This window comes from Solirhodobacter sp., assembly GCF_964715405.1.
Genome location: NZ_CBAICG010000017.1, coordinates 1 through 15,268, shown reverse-complemented (window position 1 = coordinate 15,268; position 15,268 = coordinate 1). Strand labels below are relative to the sequence as shown.

Annotated in this window: 17 protein-coding genes; 9 read left to right on the top strand and 8 right to left on the bottom strand. The window is 68.2% G+C overall.

What is annotated here, in order from left to right; all coding sequences use genetic code 11:
- Positions 1-119 precede the first annotated feature (119 nt).
- The 4 genes from AC11WY_RS09445 to AC11WY_RS09430 all read left to right on the top strand — a co-directional run bounded on the left by AC11WY_RS09445 (position 120) and on the right by AC11WY_RS09430 (position 2,979).
- Positions 120-1,079 carry an L-malyl-CoA/beta-methylmalyl-CoA lyase gene (locus AC11WY_RS09445; RefSeq protein ID WP_482924763.1) on the top strand — a complete coding sequence of 320 codons (960 nt, stop codon included), beginning with the start codon at positions 120-122 and terminating at the stop codon, positions 1,077-1,079.
- A 239-nt stretch (positions 1,080-1,318) separates the two neighbouring features.
- Positions 1,319-1,624, top strand: a complete 306-nt coding sequence (locus AC11WY_RS09440) for a hypothetical protein (RefSeq protein ID WP_482924761.1) — start codon at positions 1,319-1,321, stop codon at positions 1,622-1,624.
- 84 nt (positions 1,625-1,708) lie between these two features.
- Entirely contained in the window at positions 1,709-2,668 is a 960-nt protein-coding gene (locus AC11WY_RS09435; RefSeq protein ID WP_482924759.1) for an acetyl-CoA carboxylase carboxyltransferase subunit alpha, read from the top strand.
- Complete coding sequence (locus AC11WY_RS09430) at positions 2,665-2,979, top strand: DMT family transporter (RefSeq protein ID WP_482924758.1); 315 nt, start codon at positions 2,665-2,667, stop codon at positions 2,977-2,979. The genes AC11WY_RS09435 and AC11WY_RS09430 overlap by 4 nt, the downstream gene beginning before the upstream one ends.
- 103 nt (positions 2,980-3,082) lie before the next feature.
- Here the strand turns inward: AC11WY_RS09430 and AC11WY_RS09425 are convergent, their stop codons facing one another.
- Genes AC11WY_RS09425 through AC11WY_RS09415 form a run of 3 tightly spaced genes read right to left on the bottom strand, consistent with a single transcriptional unit; the run spans position 3,083 to position 5,390 of the window.
- Positions 3,083-3,817, bottom strand: coding sequence for a lysophospholipid acyltransferase family protein (locus tag AC11WY_RS09425; protein WP_482924756.1), 735 nt, complete (start codon positions 3,815-3,817; stop codon positions 3,083-3,085).
- Complete coding sequence (locus AC11WY_RS09420; protein WP_482924754.1) at positions 3,817-4,722, bottom strand: cell division protein FtsX; 906 nt, start codon at positions 4,720-4,722, stop codon at positions 3,817-3,819. Before AC11WY_RS09420 ends, AC11WY_RS09425 begins: the two co-directional genes overlap by 1 nt.
- Entirely contained in the window at positions 4,719-5,390 is a 672-nt protein-coding gene (locus AC11WY_RS09415; RefSeq protein WP_482924752.1) for a cell division ATP-binding protein FtsE, read from the bottom strand. Before AC11WY_RS09415 ends, AC11WY_RS09420 begins: the two co-directional genes overlap by 4 nt.
- A 175-nt stretch (positions 5,391-5,565) precedes the next feature.
- On the opposite strand from AC11WY_RS09415, the gene AC11WY_RS09410 reads away from it, so the two are divergent.
- The gene (locus tag AC11WY_RS09410; protein ID WP_482924750.1) at positions 5,566-6,459 is read left to right on the top strand and encodes a zinc-ribbon domain-containing protein; all 894 of its coding nucleotides are present in this window, start codon (positions 5,566-5,568) and stop codon (positions 6,457-6,459) included.
- A 24-nt stretch (positions 6,460-6,483) separates the two neighbouring features.
- On the opposite strand, the gene AC11WY_RS09405 is transcribed toward AC11WY_RS09410, so the two are convergent.
- From AC11WY_RS09405 to argH, 4 genes are read right to left on the bottom strand one after another with little or no spacing between them, the layout of a single operon-like run.
- Entirely contained in the window at positions 6,484-9,054 is a 2,571-nt protein-coding gene (locus AC11WY_RS09405; protein ID WP_482924748.1) for a TIGR02302 family protein, read from the bottom strand.
- Between the two features lie 36 nt (positions 9,055-9,090).
- Positions 9,091-10,356, bottom strand: coding sequence for a diaminopimelate decarboxylase (gene lysA / locus AC11WY_RS09400; protein WP_482924746.1), 1,266 nt, complete (start codon positions 10,354-10,356; stop codon positions 9,091-9,093).
- Positions 10,357-10,412: 56 nt separating this feature from the next.
- Positions 10,413-10,556 (bottom strand): hypothetical protein, encoded by a 144-nt coding sequence (locus AC11WY_RS09395; RefSeq protein WP_482924744.1) that lies wholly within the window; start codon positions 10,554-10,556, stop codon positions 10,413-10,415.
- Entirely contained in the window at positions 10,553-11,962 is a 1,410-nt protein-coding gene (gene argH / locus AC11WY_RS09390; protein ID WP_482924742.1) for an argininosuccinate lyase, read from the bottom strand. Before argH ends, AC11WY_RS09395 begins: the two co-directional genes overlap by 4 nt.
- 23 nt (positions 11,963-11,985) lie before the next feature.
- Between argH and AC11WY_RS09385 the strand changes: the two genes are divergently transcribed.
- From AC11WY_RS09385 to AC11WY_RS09370, 4 genes are all read left to right on the top strand, one after another.
- On the top strand, positions 11,986-12,543 hold the full coding sequence (locus AC11WY_RS09385; RefSeq protein ID WP_482924740.1) for a TlpA family protein disulfide reductase: 558 nt from the start codon (positions 11,986-11,988) through the stop codon (positions 12,541-12,543).
- Positions 12,544-12,657: 114 nt separating this feature from the next.
- Entirely contained in the window at positions 12,658-13,233 is a 576-nt protein-coding gene (gfa, locus tag AC11WY_RS09380) for an S-(hydroxymethyl)glutathione synthase (RefSeq protein WP_482924738.1), read from the top strand.
- A gap of 75 nt (positions 13,234-13,308) precedes the next feature.
- The gene (locus tag AC11WY_RS09375) at positions 13,309-13,704 is read left to right on the top strand and encodes a hypothetical protein (protein WP_482924737.1); all 396 of its coding nucleotides are present in this window, start codon (positions 13,309-13,311) and stop codon (positions 13,702-13,704) included.
- On the top strand, positions 13,701-14,639 hold the full coding sequence (locus tag AC11WY_RS09370) for a sterol desaturase family protein (RefSeq protein WP_482924735.1): 939 nt from the start codon (positions 13,701-13,703) through the stop codon (positions 14,637-14,639). Before AC11WY_RS09375 ends, AC11WY_RS09370 begins: the two co-directional genes overlap by 4 nt.
- Before the next feature lie 53 nt (positions 14,640-14,692).
- On the opposite strand, the gene AC11WY_RS09365 is transcribed toward AC11WY_RS09370, so the two are convergent.
- Positions 14,693-15,088 (bottom strand): hypothetical protein, encoded by a 396-nt coding sequence (locus AC11WY_RS09365; protein WP_482924733.1) that lies wholly within the window; start codon positions 15,086-15,088, stop codon positions 14,693-14,695.
- Between the last annotated feature and the right edge of the window lie 180 nt (positions 15,089-15,268).

The window sequence follows — 15,268 nt, the reverse complement described above, 5'->3', positions numbered from 1 at the left end:
TGCGGCCCAATGCAGCGGCGCGGCAAATGCTGCGGCTGCGAAAGAGGCGTTGCTATGCGCCGCGCAACAACATATCACCGTGGAGAGCCGTTGCGAAACATCATTACCCGAGAACCTCCATGTCCTTCCGCCTTCAGCCGCCCGCCCCCGCCCGCCCGAACCGTTGCCAGTTGTTCGGCCCCGGCTCGCGCACCCAGCTTTTCGAGAAGATGGCGGCCTCGGCGGCCGACGTGATCAACCTCGATCTGGAGGATTCGGTCGCGCCGTCGGACAAGGTGCCGGCGCGTGCCAACATCATCGCAGCCACGCGCGAGGTGGACTGGGGCAGCAAGGTTCTGTCGGTCCGCATCAACGGGCTCGATACGCCGTGGTGGTATCGCGACGTGGTGGACCTGCTGGAACAGGCGGGCGACCGGCTCGACCAGATCATGATCCCCAAGGTCGGCTGCGCGGCCGATGTCTACGCGGTGGACGCCCTGGTGACGGCGGTGGAACGCGCGATGGGGCGCACGAGGCCGATCAGCTTCGAGGTGATCATCGAATCGGCGGCAGGCATCGCCCATGTCGAGGACATCGCGGCCGCCAGCCCGCGCTTGCAGGCGATGAGCCTTGGCGCCGCCGATTTCGCGGCCAGCATGGGGATGCAGACCACCGGCATCGGCGGCACGCAGGAAAACTACTACATGCTGCACGAGGGCGCGCGGCACTGGTCCGACCCCTGGCACTGGGCGCAGGCCGCCATCGTCGCCGCCTGCCGCACACATGGTCTGTTGCCGGTCGATGGCCCGTTCGGCGACTTCTCGGATGACGAGGGCTTCCGGGCGCAGGCCCGGCGGTCGGCGACGCTGGGGATGGTCGGCAAGTGGGCGATCCACCCCAGGCAGGTGGCGCTGTGCAACGAGGTCTTCACCCCCTCTGGCGCGCAGGTGGCCGAGGCGCGCGAGATTCTGGCCGCGATGGCGGCCGCCAAGGCGCGCGGCGAGGGCGCGACCGTCTACAAGGGCCGCCTGGTCGACATCGCCAGCATCAAGCAGGCCGAGGGGATCGTGCGGCAGGCCGAAATGATCGCCGGGGCCTGAGGGCCGCGCCGACTGCGATGCGGCTTTGCGCTCGATCGCGCAAGGCCTCGTTGACAGACAGCCCGACGACTGTGCAACACTTCTGTGACGCTGCGTAACTTCAACGCAGCAAGCGAATCCCCGTCCGGGCCGGAGAGGAGGCCGACCTGGACATCAGGAGAGGAGGCGCGCCCCGGAGCGATCCGGGGCGCGGGCCGTTTCAGGGGGAAACGTCCCCAAGGTCCGTGCAGGAGAATGCCATGTTTCCCCGTCTCTGGATCGCCATCCCTGCCATCGTGTTCGCCTCTGCCGCGATGGCCGCGATCACCTACACCGGCGGCGACGGCAGCAGCCTTGCCACCGCCATCCATATCGTCGGCGCGCTCGGCGAGGATGACGGCGTGGCGTCGGAATACCAGTGGATCGGGGCACACCGGCCCGGCGCGAAGGTGCTGCGGCAGGCGCTGGTGATGGACAGCGGGCGCGCCTACGACATCCTGTCGATCCGCCACGGTGAGGCGACCGAGCAGGTGTTCTTCGACATCACCGATTATTTCGGCAAGTGATGCGGGCCATCCAAGACCGGCGCGCGAGTTGCAAATCTTTCGCCTGACGGGCATATACCCCTTCTGTCCGCTCCGGAGCATCGCATGAACTATCTCGAATTCGAAAAGCCCCTGGCCGAGATCGAGGGCAAGGCCGAAGAGCTGCGCGCCCTTGGCCGTGCCAACAAGGAGATGGACGTCGAGAAAGAGGCCGCCGCGCTCGACAAGAAGGCCGAGACGCTGTTGAAAGACCTCTACAAAGGGCTGACCCCCTGGCAGAAGTGTCTTGTCGCGCGCCATCCCGACCGGCCGCATTGCCGCGCCTATATCGACGCGCTGTTCACCGATTACATGCCGCTGGCGGGCGACCGCAACTTTGCCGACGACCACGCGGTGATGGGCGGTCTTGCCCGTTTCAACGACATGCCGGTGATGGTGATCGGCCATGAAAAGGGCAACGACACCAAAAGCCGGATCGAGCACAACTTCGGCATGGCCCGCCCCGAGGGCTATCGCAAGGCGATCCGCCTGATGGACCTCGCCCACCGCTTTCGCCTGCCGCTGGTGACGCTGGTCGACACGCCTGGCGCCTATCCCGGCAAGGGCGCCGAAGAGCGCGGCCAGGCCGAGGCGATCGCCCGCTCGACGCAGAAATGCCTCGAAATCGGGGTGCCCTTCGTCTCGGTGGTGATCGGCGAGGGCGGCTCGGGTGGCGCGGTGGCCTTTGCCACCGCGAACCGGGTCGCGATGCTGGAACATTCGATCTACTCGGTGATCTCGCCCGAGGGCTGCGCCTCGATCCTGTGGAAGGATGCCGAGAAGATGCGCGAGGCCGCCGAGGCGCTGCGCCTGACCGCGCAGGATCTGCAAAAACTGGGCGTGATCGACCGCATCGTCAAGGAACCCATCGGCGGTGCCCAACGCTCGCCCAAGGATGCCATCGAAGCCGTCGGCGCCGCCATCGCCGCGATGCTGAAGGAACTGTCGGGCAAGAAGCCCGAGGCGCTGATCCGCGACCGGCGGCAGAAGTTCCTCGACATGGGCACGAAGGGCCTGGCGGCGTGAACCCCTGGGCGATCCTGCTGATTGCCGGGGTCTGCGAAATGGCCTGGGCGGTCGGTCTGAAATACGCCAACGGCTTTACCGCCTTCTGGCCCTCGGCGATCACCCTGACGATCGCGGTGGCCAGCTTCGTGCTGCTCGGCACCGCGATGAAATCGCTCCCCGTGGGCACCGCATACGCCGTCTGGACCGGGATCGGCACGCTCGGCACGGCGATCCTCGCGGTGGTCCTGTTCGATGAACCGGTCACGCTCTTGCGGGTCGGCGGCATCGCCCTGATCGTCGCGGGCATCGCCGCGCTGAAGCTGGCCTGACGGCCGGTCGCATCGGCCGCGCCCACGAAAGCTGCCCCCAGCATCTTCTTGGCGCCAAATACTCCCGCCGGAGGCTCCTGTCCGCGCCGCCGGGCGCCCCGCGTCAGTCCGCCGCCCCGAACCCGGCCTCGGCCATCAGCCGGTTCGAGGCACCCTCGATCACGCGCTCCAGTTCCGCCATGAACGGCTCCACCGCCAGCCCCGGCGCGATCTCGGGCAGGAACTCCACCACCGCCAGCCCCGGCTTGCGATAGATCCCGGTGCGCGGCCAGAACAGGCCGACGTTGGTCGCCGCCGGGGTGCAGGGCTGGCCGAGTTGCTGATACAAAAGCCCGGTGCCCACCTTGTAGCTTTTCATCGCCCCCGGCGCGACGCGGGTGCCTTGCGGGTAGATGATCAACTGCCCCGGTTGCAGCCGCCCCTTGGACACACCGTCCATCATCTGCTGGATCGCCTGCCCGCGTTTGCCGCGATCGACCGGCACGCAGCCGATGCGCAGCCCGTACCAGCCCAGGATCGGCGCCCAGGTCAGTTCCTTCTTCATGATGAACTTGGGCCGCGGCGTCTCGCTGACGATCATGATGATGTCGAAGAACGACTGGTGTTTCGACGCGATCAGCGCCTCGCCGGTTGGCACGGTGCCGCGCACCTCGGACCGCAGGCCCACCATCACCCGCGCCGTGAAGCGCACCCAGCGGCAGTAGGTGTGCACGGCGGCAAAGGCACCGCGGCGATCAACGATGGCCCAGGGGGTGAAATACACCGCCATCAAGGCCATCATCGCATACATCTGCACGACGAAGAGCAGCGACATCACCCAGCGGGCGGCGTAGGTCATCAGGTCAGCCTCCGCAAGGTGTGGAACGCGGCGGCGCGGGTCGCCGCGAAAGAGACGACGGCCGCCAGCGGCGGGATCAGCAGCGGCCAAAGCCAGCCCACGCCCTGAAACCCGAGGCCGGTGAGGAAGCCGCCCGCCTCGTCGGTGGCGGGCAGCAGGAATACGGCGCCCATGCCCGCCAGCGTGCCCGCCGCGGCGCCCGACAGCGCGCGCAACGTGAACCGGCGCACGAAGGCGCGGGCGATGTAGGCGTCGCGCGCACCGATCAGCCGCAGCACGCGGATCACCTGCGCGTTGGCCGCCAGCGCGGCATTGGCGGCCAGCGTGATCATCGCCGCCGTCGCGCCGCCAATCAGCAGGATCGAGATCAGCCCGAGGGTGCGCAGCCGGTCGGCCGCCGCCACCAGCGGGCGCCGCCAGCGGGTATGGTCATCCAGCACCGCGCCCGGCGCCTCGGCGGCGAGGCGGTTCTTCAGGCCGTCGGCGTCGAAGCCGCCGCCGGTTTCGCGCACGTCGATCAGGCGGGGCACCGGCAGCGCGTCCAGCGGCAGGTCGGGGCCGAACCACGGCTCCAGCAGCTTGCGCTGCTCGTCGTCGCTCAGCGCGCGGGCTGACTCGACGCCCGGCGTCCCCTTCAGGATGTCGAGCACCTTTGCGGTCTGCGCCGCCATCTGGTCGGGCGGGGCCGAGATGCGGATCGTCGCGGTCTGTGCCAGTGCCGCCGACCAGCGTTCGGCCAGCCGCCCCGAGGCGATCGACAGCGCCAGCGCGAAGACCGCCAGAAACGCCATCGCCCCGGCGGTAAAGCTGGTCAGCCGGGCGGTAAAGCCGGTCGGCGGCACGATGCGGTCGGCGCTGCGGTCACCCGCCAGCAGTTCCACCAGGGCGGCGGCGCGGGCGTTCACAGGTCGCTCCCCGCCAGTTGCAGGCGGCGGTCGCGGATCCGCAGCACGCGGGCGGGCACCTGCGATTTGGCGGTGCGGATCAGGTTCATGTCATGCGTGGCGATCAGGATCGTCTTGCCCATCTTGTTCAGTTCCATCAGCAGCGTCAGCAGGCGCACCGACATGTCCCAATCCAGGTTGCCGGTGGGCTCGTCGGCCAGGATCACGTCGGGCGACATGATCACCGCGCGGGCCAGCGCCGCCCGCTGCCGTTCCCCCCCCGACAGCGACGGCGGCAGGTGCCCCGCTAGCGGCTTCAGCCCGACCCAGCCCAGCAGGTCGTCAAGGTCGGCGGAGGTGGCTTCGCGCCCCGATGCCGTCAGCGGCAGCGCCACGTTTTCGGCCAGCGGCAGGTGGTCGAGGAACTGGCAATCCTGATGCACCACGCCGATCCGGCGTCGCACCGCGGCCACATCGTCGCGTGACAGGCCGCGCATGTCGCGCGCGTCGATGGTGACGCGGCCCGCCGTCGGGTGCAACTCGCCATAGCAGAGCTTGAGGAACGTCGACTTGCCCGCGCCCGAGGGGCCGGTGAGAAAGTGGAACGAGCCCGGCGGCAGGCGCAGGCTGATATCGGTCAACAACTCGCCGCCGCCGTAGTTGTAGGCGACATTCTGGAACTCGATCACGCGGCTCTCCGAATCCTGACCCGCGCAGTTTCGCGCAGGCAGCGCGGGGTTGCAATCGGCGCGCCGACCAGATGCGGTTCGGTGCCACAAACACTTGGATAAGACCACCGGTCTTGCTACAACATGCCGAGGGGATGGCACTTTCGGGAGCGCCCGAACCGGATGAGGGGACCAGATGCGGCTGACTTGCCCGAATTGTGACGCCCAGTACGAGGTTGACGACCGCGCCATTCCAGACGCCGGGCGCGATGTCCAGTGCTCGAATTGCGGGCATACTTGGTTTCAGCTTGCGCCGCATGTCGAGGAAGCGATGGAGGACGAGGCCGCCACGTTCGGCGATGGCGCGCCCAAGCCCGCAGCCCTGCCGGAGCCGCCCGCAGCCGCGCCTTCGGCGCCGACCCTCCCGCGCGAACCGCCGCCGATCATTCCGGCCCCGGCTCCGGCACCCGTCCAGCCGGTCGCGCCAGTCGTGCCTGTCGCGCCGCCGCGTGTCGAGCCGCGTCGGCAAGTGCTTGACGAAAACGTGCAGGCCGTCCTGCGCGAAGAGGCCGAGCGCGAAAAGCGCGCGCGCGACTCCGAGCGTGGCGCGATCGAGACCCAGCCGGAGCTTGGTCTGGTCAGCCCCGGTCGCGCGGCGCCCCGCGCGCCCCAGCCGTCCGAGCCGCAACCCCTGCGGGAGCGTGCCGCGCCGCCGCTGCCCCTCGCCGAGGGAGAGGATGACGACGCCGAGCAGGTCGCGCCGCCCCGCAGCGCACGGCGCGGGCTTCTGCCCGACATCGAACAGATCAACTCGACCCTGCGCGCAACGACCGAACGAGGTCGCGCCGCGACGCCCGTCGAGGCCGAGTTGGCCACCGAGCAGCGCCGCGGTTTCCGGCTGGGCTTCCGCACCGTCGTGCTGATCGCGCTGGCGCTGGTGGTGATCTACGTCATGGCGCCGACGATCGCGGCGCGGGTGCCGACCTTGGCGCCTGTGCTGAGCCTGCTGGTTGCCGGGATGGATGGCGTCCGCACCCTGCTCGACCGGCTGTTCACCTCGGCGGTTTCACTGATCCACGGGCACGGCTGACACGGGCACGGCTGAGCCGAGCGCTCAGAACAGGTTCAGAAGCCGCTTGAGGTAGTCGCGTTCGATCGCCGGGCGGCTCTGATCGCCGGACCGCTTGCGGATTTCGTCCAGAATCTCGCGCGCCCGGCGATAGACATCCTCGCCCTGCAGCAGGTTCTCTGACGTTCCCAGCGCGCCCGCCTCCCCGATCTGGCGGCCCAGAGGGTCGCTTTGCCCCTTGGGGCCGGCGGTGTCGTCGGCCTGGCCCTGCTGGCCCGCCGTGCTGGCCGGGCCCTTGTTCATCGCCTGATCCATGTTGTGCAGGCCCTGCCGCAGCGCGTCCATCGCCTCGGCCTGGCTGTCGAGCGCGCCCGCGTTGTTGCCGTGGCGCAGCGCCTGTTCGGCTTGGTCCATCGCGCGCCCGGCCTGCCCCAGCGCGTCGCGCGCGGCCTTGCCATCGGCGGTGCCGTCGCCCGGCAGGGCGCCCTGCGACTGCTGGTCCAGTTGATTGCGCAGCGCCTGCTGGCGGTCGGCAAGGCTCTGACCGGGCTGGCCGTCGCCCTGCGCGCCTTGCCCGGTCTGGCCCTGGCCCGCCTGATCGGTGCCGCCCGGTTGCTGGCCGCCCGCCCCCTGGTCCTGCCCGGTCTGGCCGTCCTGCGGCTGCTGGCCGTCGCTGCCCTGTCCGGGCTGGCGGAACTGGCGCTGCAAGTCCTGGAACGTGTTGTCCGACAGGTTCTGTTGCTGGCGCAGCGTGTCCGACAGGCCCTTCATCGCCTTGCCGCCGGGCACCTGCATCCCGCCTTCACCCTGGGTGACGCGCATGTTCTCGGTCAGTTGCCGCAGCCGGTCGAGCAGTTGCTGCGCCTCGGCCATGCGACCCTGTTCCATCAGTTGCTGCAAGCGGTCCAGCATCTGCTGCATCTGGTCGCCGGTGATCGGCTGGCCCTGCTGGTTTTCCGAGCTCTGCTGATCCTTGCCGTCCTGCTGCTGGGCCAGTTTCGCCACATAATTCTGCAACGCCTTGTTCATGTCGTCCATCAGCTTGGCGATCTCGTCCTTGCTGGCGCCGCGCCGGATCGCCTCGGACAGCTTGTCTTGCGCCTGCCGCAGCGTTTCCAGCGCGTCCGACAGGGTGCCGTCCTCGACCTGCAAGGCCACCTGCCACAGCGCCTCGGCCACCTCGTCGCGCAGGGCGGGGGTCAGGCCCTGCTCGATCCCCGTCTCCAGCCGCTGCATCGCCACGCGCAGCAGAAGGTAGGCGCGCTGGTTCTTGATGAACCCCTCGGGCCGGTAGGTGATGGCGCGCAAAATCTCGTCGGTTCGCGGCGCATCGGCGGTCGACCACAGAAGGTCGCGCCGCATCTCGATCACCGCGGCGGCCAGCGGGTCGAAAAAGCGCCGCCCCGGCAGGTCGGTTGACAGTGTCGCCGCGCTGCCGGTCTGCCCGGCGGCGTCCTGCACCGTCAGCGTGATCTGCACCGGCAGGTTGGCCCAGGCGTCCTTCGACAGGTCATCGACCAGCATCTGGGTGAAGTCCGCCCGCGATCCGGTCACCGGCATCGGCAGATCCAGCACGATCGGCGGGCGCGGCGCGGGATCGGTGACCAGGCCATAGCGGCGGTCGATCGCGGCAAGGTTCAGCGTGATGGTCGCCGTGCCCTTGACCACGCCGAAATCATCGGTCGCGTGGAACGGCAGTTGCATCTCGCCGCTGGCCTTGCGTTCGGGCGGGCTGACGGTGGACACGGTGGGCGGCTGGTCGGGAACCACCGTCACCGTCCAGTCGCGACCGCCCGGCCCGTCGATGGCCAGCTTGCCCGACCGCGCGACGGTGAAATCCTGATCCGCCGCCGCGGCGCTGCCGACAAGGCCGGTGCGGCCGGAAACCGTCTCGGCCACAGTCAGCGCGCCGACCGCACCGTAAAGCCGCAGCGTGACCTTGCTGCCTGCGGGCACGCTGAAGCCGCCCTTGGGGATGTCATTGAGGTAAAGCGACGGCTTGCCGGTATAGGGCGGCGGCTGCACCCAACCCTCCCAGGTCGGGCCCGCCGCCACGGCGCCGCCGCTCGGCTGCGGCGTGACGGCCGTCAGCCGCCAGGCTGATCCGAACCCCGCCGCCAGCACGAAGGCCAGAAGCGCGACATAGCGCAGCGCGAAGGGGTCACGGCGCGCCAGCTTCAGGTCCGGCTCGACGGGCCGGGCGGCGGCGGCACGGGCCGCCATCCGCGCCAGATGCACGCGCCAGACCTCGACCGAGGCGGCATCGGTGGCGCCGATCGCCTGCGTATCCGACAGTGCTGCCAGCGGCCGCCCCGGCAGCGTCGCGTCCAGCCGCTGGATGGCGTCGTCCGGCGTCGGCCAGTGAAAGCTGCGGATGCCGGTGACGAGGCCCCAGAGGATGCCGCCCAGCCCGAACATCAGCCCGGCCCAAGCAATCTCGATCGGCAACTGGTCCAGCAGGCCGAAGGTGATCGCGGCGATCAGCAGCAGGCAAAGGCTCCAGACCAGCCAGAACGCCTGTGTCAGGCGTTCGGCCAACAGGCCCAGACGGGTCAGCCGAAGCGGCCAGCGCAAGGGCGCCATCGCCGCCTCGGGTATCCGGTTGCTATCGCTCATTCTTCCTTTCCGGCCGTGGCGCGCGGGTCAGGCGCGTCAGAGCCATTCCGGAACGGTATCGCGGTTCACGATGTCGATATAGGACGGTCGCGCGCGAATTACAGCGAAGTGATCGCCGCTCACCAGAACTTCGGGCACCAGGGGGCGGGAATTGTATTCCGACGCCATCACCGCGCCATAGGCCCCGGCCGAGCGGAAGGCGATCAGGTCGCCCGCCGCCAGCGGCGCCATCGGGCGCGCCCTGGCGAAGGTGTCGCCGGTTTCGCAGACCGGGCCGACCACGTCATAGGTCTGCGTCTCCAGCCCCGGCGCGGGTTCGATGACCGGCACGATGTCGTGGTGCGCATCATACATCGAGGGCCGCACCAGATCGTTCATCGCGGCATCGACGATCAGGAACTCGCGCTCCTCGCCCGATTTCACATAGATCACCCGGCTGACCAGAATGCCCGCGTTGCCCGAAATCAGCCGCCCCGGCTCGATCTCGATCTCGCAGCCCAGATCGCCGACGGTACGCTTGATCATCGCGCCATACTGCGCGGGCAGAGGCGGGGCCTCGTTGCCGCGCGTATAGGGGATGCCAAGGCCGCCGCCGAGGTCCAGCCGCCGGATGTCATGCCCCTCGGCGCGCAGCCGCCGGGTCAGGTCGGCGACCTTGGTGAAGGCCTGCTCGAACGGTTCCAGTTCGGTCAACTGGCTGCCGATGTGCACATCGATGCCGACGACCTTCAGCCCCGGCAGCCGCGCGGCTTCGGCATAGACCTCGGACGCGCGGGTGATCGGGATGCCGAACTTGTTTTCCTTCTTGCCGGTCGCGATCTTGGCGTGGGTCTTGGCGTCCACGTCGGGGTTCACCCGGATGGTGATCGGCGCGACCACGCCCATCGCCGTTGCCACCTCGGACAGCGCGCGCAGTTCCGGCTCGCTTTCCACGTTGAACTGGCGGATGCCGCCTTCCAGGGCCAGTTGCATCTCGGCGCGGGTCTTGCCGACGCCGGAAAACACGATCCGGTCGCCCGGCACACCCGCCGCCTTGGCGCGCAGGTATTCCCCGGCCGAGACGACATCCATCCCGGCCCCCAGATCGCCCAGCAGCTTCAGCACCGCGACGTTCGACAGCGATTTGATGGCAAAGCACACCAGATGCGGCAGCGGCGACAGCGCCTCCTGAAACAGCTTGAAGTGCCGCGTCAGGGTGGCCGCCGAATAGCAGTAGAACGGGGTGCCCACGCTCGCCGCGATCTCGGCGACCGGCACATCCTCGGCGTGCAGCGCGCCGTTGCGATACAGGAAATGGTCCATGATTTCGCCTCTATCCAGAACACCGTGCCTTTGCAATCGGCAAGCCTGCGGGGGCGCTAAAGCTTGCCCGCCACCGCCACCTGCGCCGTGCCGCTGATCGTCACCGCGGCGCTTGGCGTGGTGCCGTCGGCCGCCTTGGGGCGCCCGTCGATGCCGCAGGCCGTCAGGGCCAGCAGCGCGAGGATGAGTGCGCCCCTCATGCCAGCCGCTCCTTCCAGCGGGCGACCTGCGCGCGCACCTGATCGGGCGCGGTGCCGCCGTAAGAGGTGCGGCTGGCCACCGAATTCTCGACCCCCAGCACGGAATACACCTCTTGCGTGATGCCCGCGTGGCCGGTCTGCATCTCGGCCAGCGTCAGGTCGGGCAGATCGCAGCCCTTCCGCTCGGCCAGCGCCACCAGCGCCCCGGTAACGTGATGCGCCTCGCGGAACGGCAGGTCCAGCGCGCGCACCAGCCAGTCGGCCAGATCGGTCGCGGTGGAAAAGCCCGCGCCCGCCGCCGCCTTCAGCGCGGGCACCTGCGCCGCCATGTCCTGCACCATCCCGGTCATCGCGGCGAGGCTGAGCATCAGCGTGTCGGCGGCGTCGAAGACCTGTTCCTTGTCTTCCTGCATGTCCTTGGAATAGGCCAAGGGTAGCCCCTTCATCACGGTGAACAGCGCCACCATCGCCCCCAGAATTCGCCCGATCTTGGCGCGCAGCAGTTCCGCCGCATCGGGGTTGCGCTTCTGCGGCATGATCGACGATCCGGTGGAGAAGCGGTCCGACAGCCGCACAAAGCGGAACTGGGCCGAGGACCAGATCACCAGTTCCTCGGCGAACCGGCTCAGGTGCATGGCGCAGATGCTGGCCGCACTCAGGAACTCCAGCGCGAAGTCGCGATCCGCCACCGCGTCGAGCGAATTCGCCATCGGCCGGTCGAACCCCAGCGCCTGCGCCGTCATGTGCCGGTCGATCGGGAACGAGGTTCCCGCCAGCGCCGCCGCCCCCAGCGGGCATTCGTTCATCCGGGCGCGGGCGTCGCGAAAGCGGCTGGCATCGCGGCCCAGCATCTCGACATAGGCCATCATGTGGTGGCCCCAGGTCACCGGCTGCGCGGTTTGCAGGTGGGTGAAGCCCGGCATCACCCAGTCGGCCCCCGCCGCCGCCTGTTCCAGAAACGCGCGCTGCAACGCTTCGATCCCGGCGATGGCGGCATCGGTCTGATCGCGCACCCAGAGCCGGAAATCGGTCGCCACCTGGTCGTTGCGGCTGCGCGCGGTGTGCAGCCGCCCGGCGGCATCGCCGATCACCTCTTTCAGCCGCGCCTCGACGTTCATGTGAATGTCTTCCAGCGCGGTCGAAAACGGGAAATCCCCGGCCTCGATCTCTGACAACACCGTGAGAAGCCCTTCCCGGATCGCTTTCGCGTCACTAGAAGCAATGATGCCCTGCGCCGCCAGCATCGCGGCATGGGCGCGCGAACCCCGGATGTCCTGGGCGTGCAGCCGCTGGTCGAACCCGATCGAGGCGTTGATCGCCTCCATGATCGCGTCGGGGCCCGCGGCGAAGCGCCCGCCCCACATGGTGTTCGCGGTCTTGGTGTCGTTCGCGGGTCGGTCGCTCATCGTCTGGCCCTTCCGGAGGGGAAATGCGTCATCTTGCTTCCGCCGTCTTCTACGCGGCCCTTGCGCTTGGCGCAAATGCCGCCGTGGCCGATACCGCATCGCTGCAGGCGCTGCGCGACGGCGACATGGAAAAACTGAACTTTGCCGAGGCACCCAAGGCGCTGCCCGACCTGCCGATCACCGACGAAACCGGCGCCGTGCATCACCTCGGCGACTACGCGGGCAAATACGTCGTGCTGAACTTCTGGGCCACCTGGTGCGCACCCTGCCGCAAGGAGATGACCACGCTCGACCAGCTTCAGGCGACCATGGGCGGCGACCGCCTTGCCGTCGTACCGGTCGCGACCATGCGCAACACGGTGACCGGGGTTCAGAAGTTCTTTGCCGAGGATGACGTGACCCATCTGCCGCTGCGGCTGGACCCCGACGCCGCCCTGGCCCGGTCGATCGGCATCATGGGCCTGCCGGTCACGCTGATCCTGAACCCCGAGGGGCAGGAGGTCGCGCGTCTGATCGGCGAGGCCGACTGGAACAGCGACAGCGCCAAGGCGATCCTGACCGCGATGATGGCAGGCGGCTGAGACCGGGGCGGCTGAGACCGGGGCGACTGAGACCGGCGCGCGGCGAATTCCGCTTGACAGGGTGCGGTCGCAGCGCGGCACTGGCGCCATGCGTTCACGCAGGGAGGAACCGTCTTGAGCCATAGCCATATTCACCTTCATCCCGCCATCGACCACGGCATCGCGCCGGGTCGCGCCAATTTCAGCGGCGGCACGCTGACGTGCCATTGCGCCAGTGACCCCGTCACCGTGCGGGTCGACAGCCAATGCGCCCACAACCACGCCTGCGGTTGCACCAAGTGCTGGAAACCGCGCGGCGCGATCTTCTCGGTCGTTGCGGTGGTGCCGCGCGACAAGGTCCACGTCACCGCGAACGGCAACAAGCTGAAGGTCGTCGACGAGAAGGCCACGATCCAGCGCCATGCCTGCACCGGCTGCGGCGTGCACCTGTTCGGGCGGATCGAGAACACCGGCCACGCCTTTTACGGGCTGGATTTCATCCACACCGAACTGTCGCACGAGTCCGGCTGGGCGTCGCCCGAGTTCGCGGCCTTCGTTTCCTCCGTCATCGAATCCGGCACGCCGCCCGACCTGATGCCGATGGTGCGCGGGCGGTTGAAGGAAATCGGGCTGGAGCCCTACGACTGCCTCTCGCCGACGCTGATGGACGTGCTCGCCACGCATCAGGCCAAGATGAACGGCGTGCTTTAGGCGCTTGACGCAACGGCGCCGTTGACAGGCCCCCCCGTCCCCGCGCCATCCTCGGCGCCGGGGACGGAGGAACGCATGCCGCTTGGGCTCTTGGTGCTGCTGGTCATCGCGGGGATTGGGGGCATCGCGGTGCTGTTGCACCTGACCGGCCATTCCCGTCCGTTCGAGATCGACAGCGAGGCGACTGCCCGGCGCGAGTGGCAGCGCCATTGCCCCGATGACGATGTCCGCGCCGTCCTGATCGGCGCCAACCGCCGCGCCGCGCTGGTCGAGACCGCGCGGGGCCGGGGCCTGTTGTGGTCCTTCGGCGCCGATACCACGGCGCAGCAGATCGACCGGGTCGAGGTCACCGACCGCCCCGATGGCCTGATCCTTCGGATCGGCAGCTTCACCGCCCCCGCCGTCCGCCTTCGCCTTTCACCCGAGGAACGCGCGCTGTGGCGTGCCCGCCTGACAGGAGTGTCCCGATGACCGGCCTGCACTACCCCGATGTCGTCCAGCTTGCCGTGCCGGGCTTCATCCTGCTGATCCTGCTGGAATTCGGCTGGATCGCCTGGACCCATCGCGGCGGCCGCTACGAGACCCGCGACGCGCTGACCTCGCTCTTGATGGGGGCGGGCAACGTCGCCTCGGGCATCGCGCTGGGGTTCCTGACCTGGGGGTTCTACCTGCTGCTGTGGAAGGTGACACCGTTCGACCTTGGCACCTCGTGGCCGGTGCTGGCGCTGTGCTTCGTGCTGGACGATCTGCGCTACTACTGGGTGCACCGCCTTGGCCACCGCAGCCGCTGGGTCTGGGCCAGCCACGTCAACCACCACTCCAGCCAGCACTACAACCTGACCACCGCGCTGCGGCAGACCTGGACGGGGCCTTTCACCTTCATGATGGTGCTTTCCGCCCCGCTGATCCTGCTGGGCTTCCATCCCGCGATGGTGCTGTTCGTCGGCGGGCTGAACCTGCTTTACCAGTTCTGGATCCACACCGAGGCGATCGGCAAGCTGCCCGGATGGGTCGAGGCGGCGATGAACACCCCCAGCCACCACCGCGTTCACCACGGCCGCAACCCGCGTTACCTCGACAAGAACTACGCCGGCGTCTTCATCGTGTGGGACAAGCTTTTCGGCACGTTCGTGGAGGAACAGGCCGACGACAAGCCGGAATACGGCCTTGTGCACAACCTCGGCACGTTCAACCCGCTGCGGGTGGCGTTCCACGAATGGATCGGCATCTGGAACGACGCGACGCAACCCGGCCTGACCCTGCGCCAGCGGCTGATGTATTGCGTGGCCCCGCCGGGCTGGAGCCACGACGGCTCCCGCCGCATGTCGGAAGGGCTGCGCGCCGCCTACCTTGACCGCCACCCCGAACTGCGCGGCACGCCGGGGTTCGAGGATGCGGGCAAGTAGGGGGCGGACCGAGTCAATTCATGTCAATCGACGTGACGGATTGAGTGTTGGTGTCATATGACCGCGGGGAGGAACCGCCGACCTGCACCAGATGGCATTTTGCTTAGCTGCTTGGCGCCGTCGTCGGACCGCAGTGACCGTTCACGAAATTCTTTGAACAAGCCGCTTACATCATCTCCTTCCCAACGGAAACGCCGATGCTTACGCTTCGCTGTCGGCGGAATCTCAATCAAGATGGCCTTCCCATCCTTGTCCAGACGCATTCGATAGAACGACTCCATCACATTGCGATGGACGCCAATCACGAGCCGCACTTGCTCAGCAAGCCCCCGCGACACATCCCAATCCCCCAGGGTATACTGCTCCAGCAAGCCAGAATTTTGTTTTGCGCTTTCATAGGTCTTGTTCAGGTTGACCAATAGCACCGCGCCCGGAATCTTTCGGCTCAACTCGCCTCTCAGGACAGGGGTTCCGTATTCTTGGAACGTCTGATCAAGCGCTTCGGCTGCGCCGATTTGGCTGCCTGATCGTTGCGGTGAGGCTGCGTTCGGGCAAAGTGCTCCGGTTTCGGGCTTTCGCAGCCGCCGTCATGGCGGCAAGCTGGTTTTCGGACGGACTCGTGCTCATGC

What these genes read in the sequence shown, in the direction of transcription:
- argH (WP_482924742.1), bottom strand. Translation starts at nt 11,962, where the DNA reads ATGAGCGACCGACCCGCGAACGACACCAAGACCGCGAACACCATGTGG.
- AC11WY_RS09395 (WP_482924744.1), bottom strand. Translation starts at nt 10,556, where the DNA reads ATGAGGGGCGCACTCATCCTCGCGCTGCTGGCCCTGACGGCCTGCGGC.
- AC11WY_RS09385 (WP_482924740.1), top strand. Translation starts at nt 11,986, where the DNA reads ATGCGTCATCTTGCTTCCGCCGTCTTCTACGCGGCCCTTGCGCTTGGC.
- AC11WY_RS09410 (WP_482924750.1), top strand. Translation starts at nt 5,566, where the DNA reads ATGCGGCTGACTTGCCCGAATTGTGACGCCCAGTACGAGGTTGACGAC.
- AC11WY_RS09375 (WP_482924737.1), top strand. Translation starts at nt 13,309, where the DNA reads ATGCCGCTTGGGCTCTTGGTGCTGCTGGTCATCGCGGGGATTGGGGGC.
- AC11WY_RS09425 (WP_482924756.1), bottom strand. Translation starts at nt 3,817, where the DNA reads ATGACCTACGCCGCCCGCTGGGTGATGTCGCTGCTCTTCGTCGTGCAG.
- lysA (WP_482924746.1), bottom strand. Translation starts at nt 10,356, where the DNA reads ATGGACCATTTCCTGTATCGCAACGGCGCGCTGCACGCCGAGGATGTG.
- AC11WY_RS09435 (WP_482924759.1), top strand. Translation starts at nt 1,709, where the DNA reads ATGAACTATCTCGAATTCGAAAAGCCCCTGGCCGAGATCGAGGGCAAG.
- AC11WY_RS09370 (WP_482924735.1), top strand. Translation starts at nt 13,701, where the DNA reads ATGACCGGCCTGCACTACCCCGATGTCGTCCAGCTTGCCGTGCCGGGC.
- AC11WY_RS09440 (WP_482924761.1), top strand. Translation starts at nt 1,319, where the DNA reads ATGTTTCCCCGTCTCTGGATCGCCATCCCTGCCATCGTGTTCGCCTCT.
- AC11WY_RS09405 (WP_482924748.1), bottom strand. Translation starts at nt 9,054, where the DNA reads ATGAGCGATAGCAACCGGATACCCGAGGCGGCGATGGCGCCCTTGCGC.
- AC11WY_RS09445 (WP_482924763.1), top strand. Translation starts at nt 120, where the DNA reads ATGTCCTTCCGCCTTCAGCCGCCCGCCCCCGCCCGCCCGAACCGTTGC.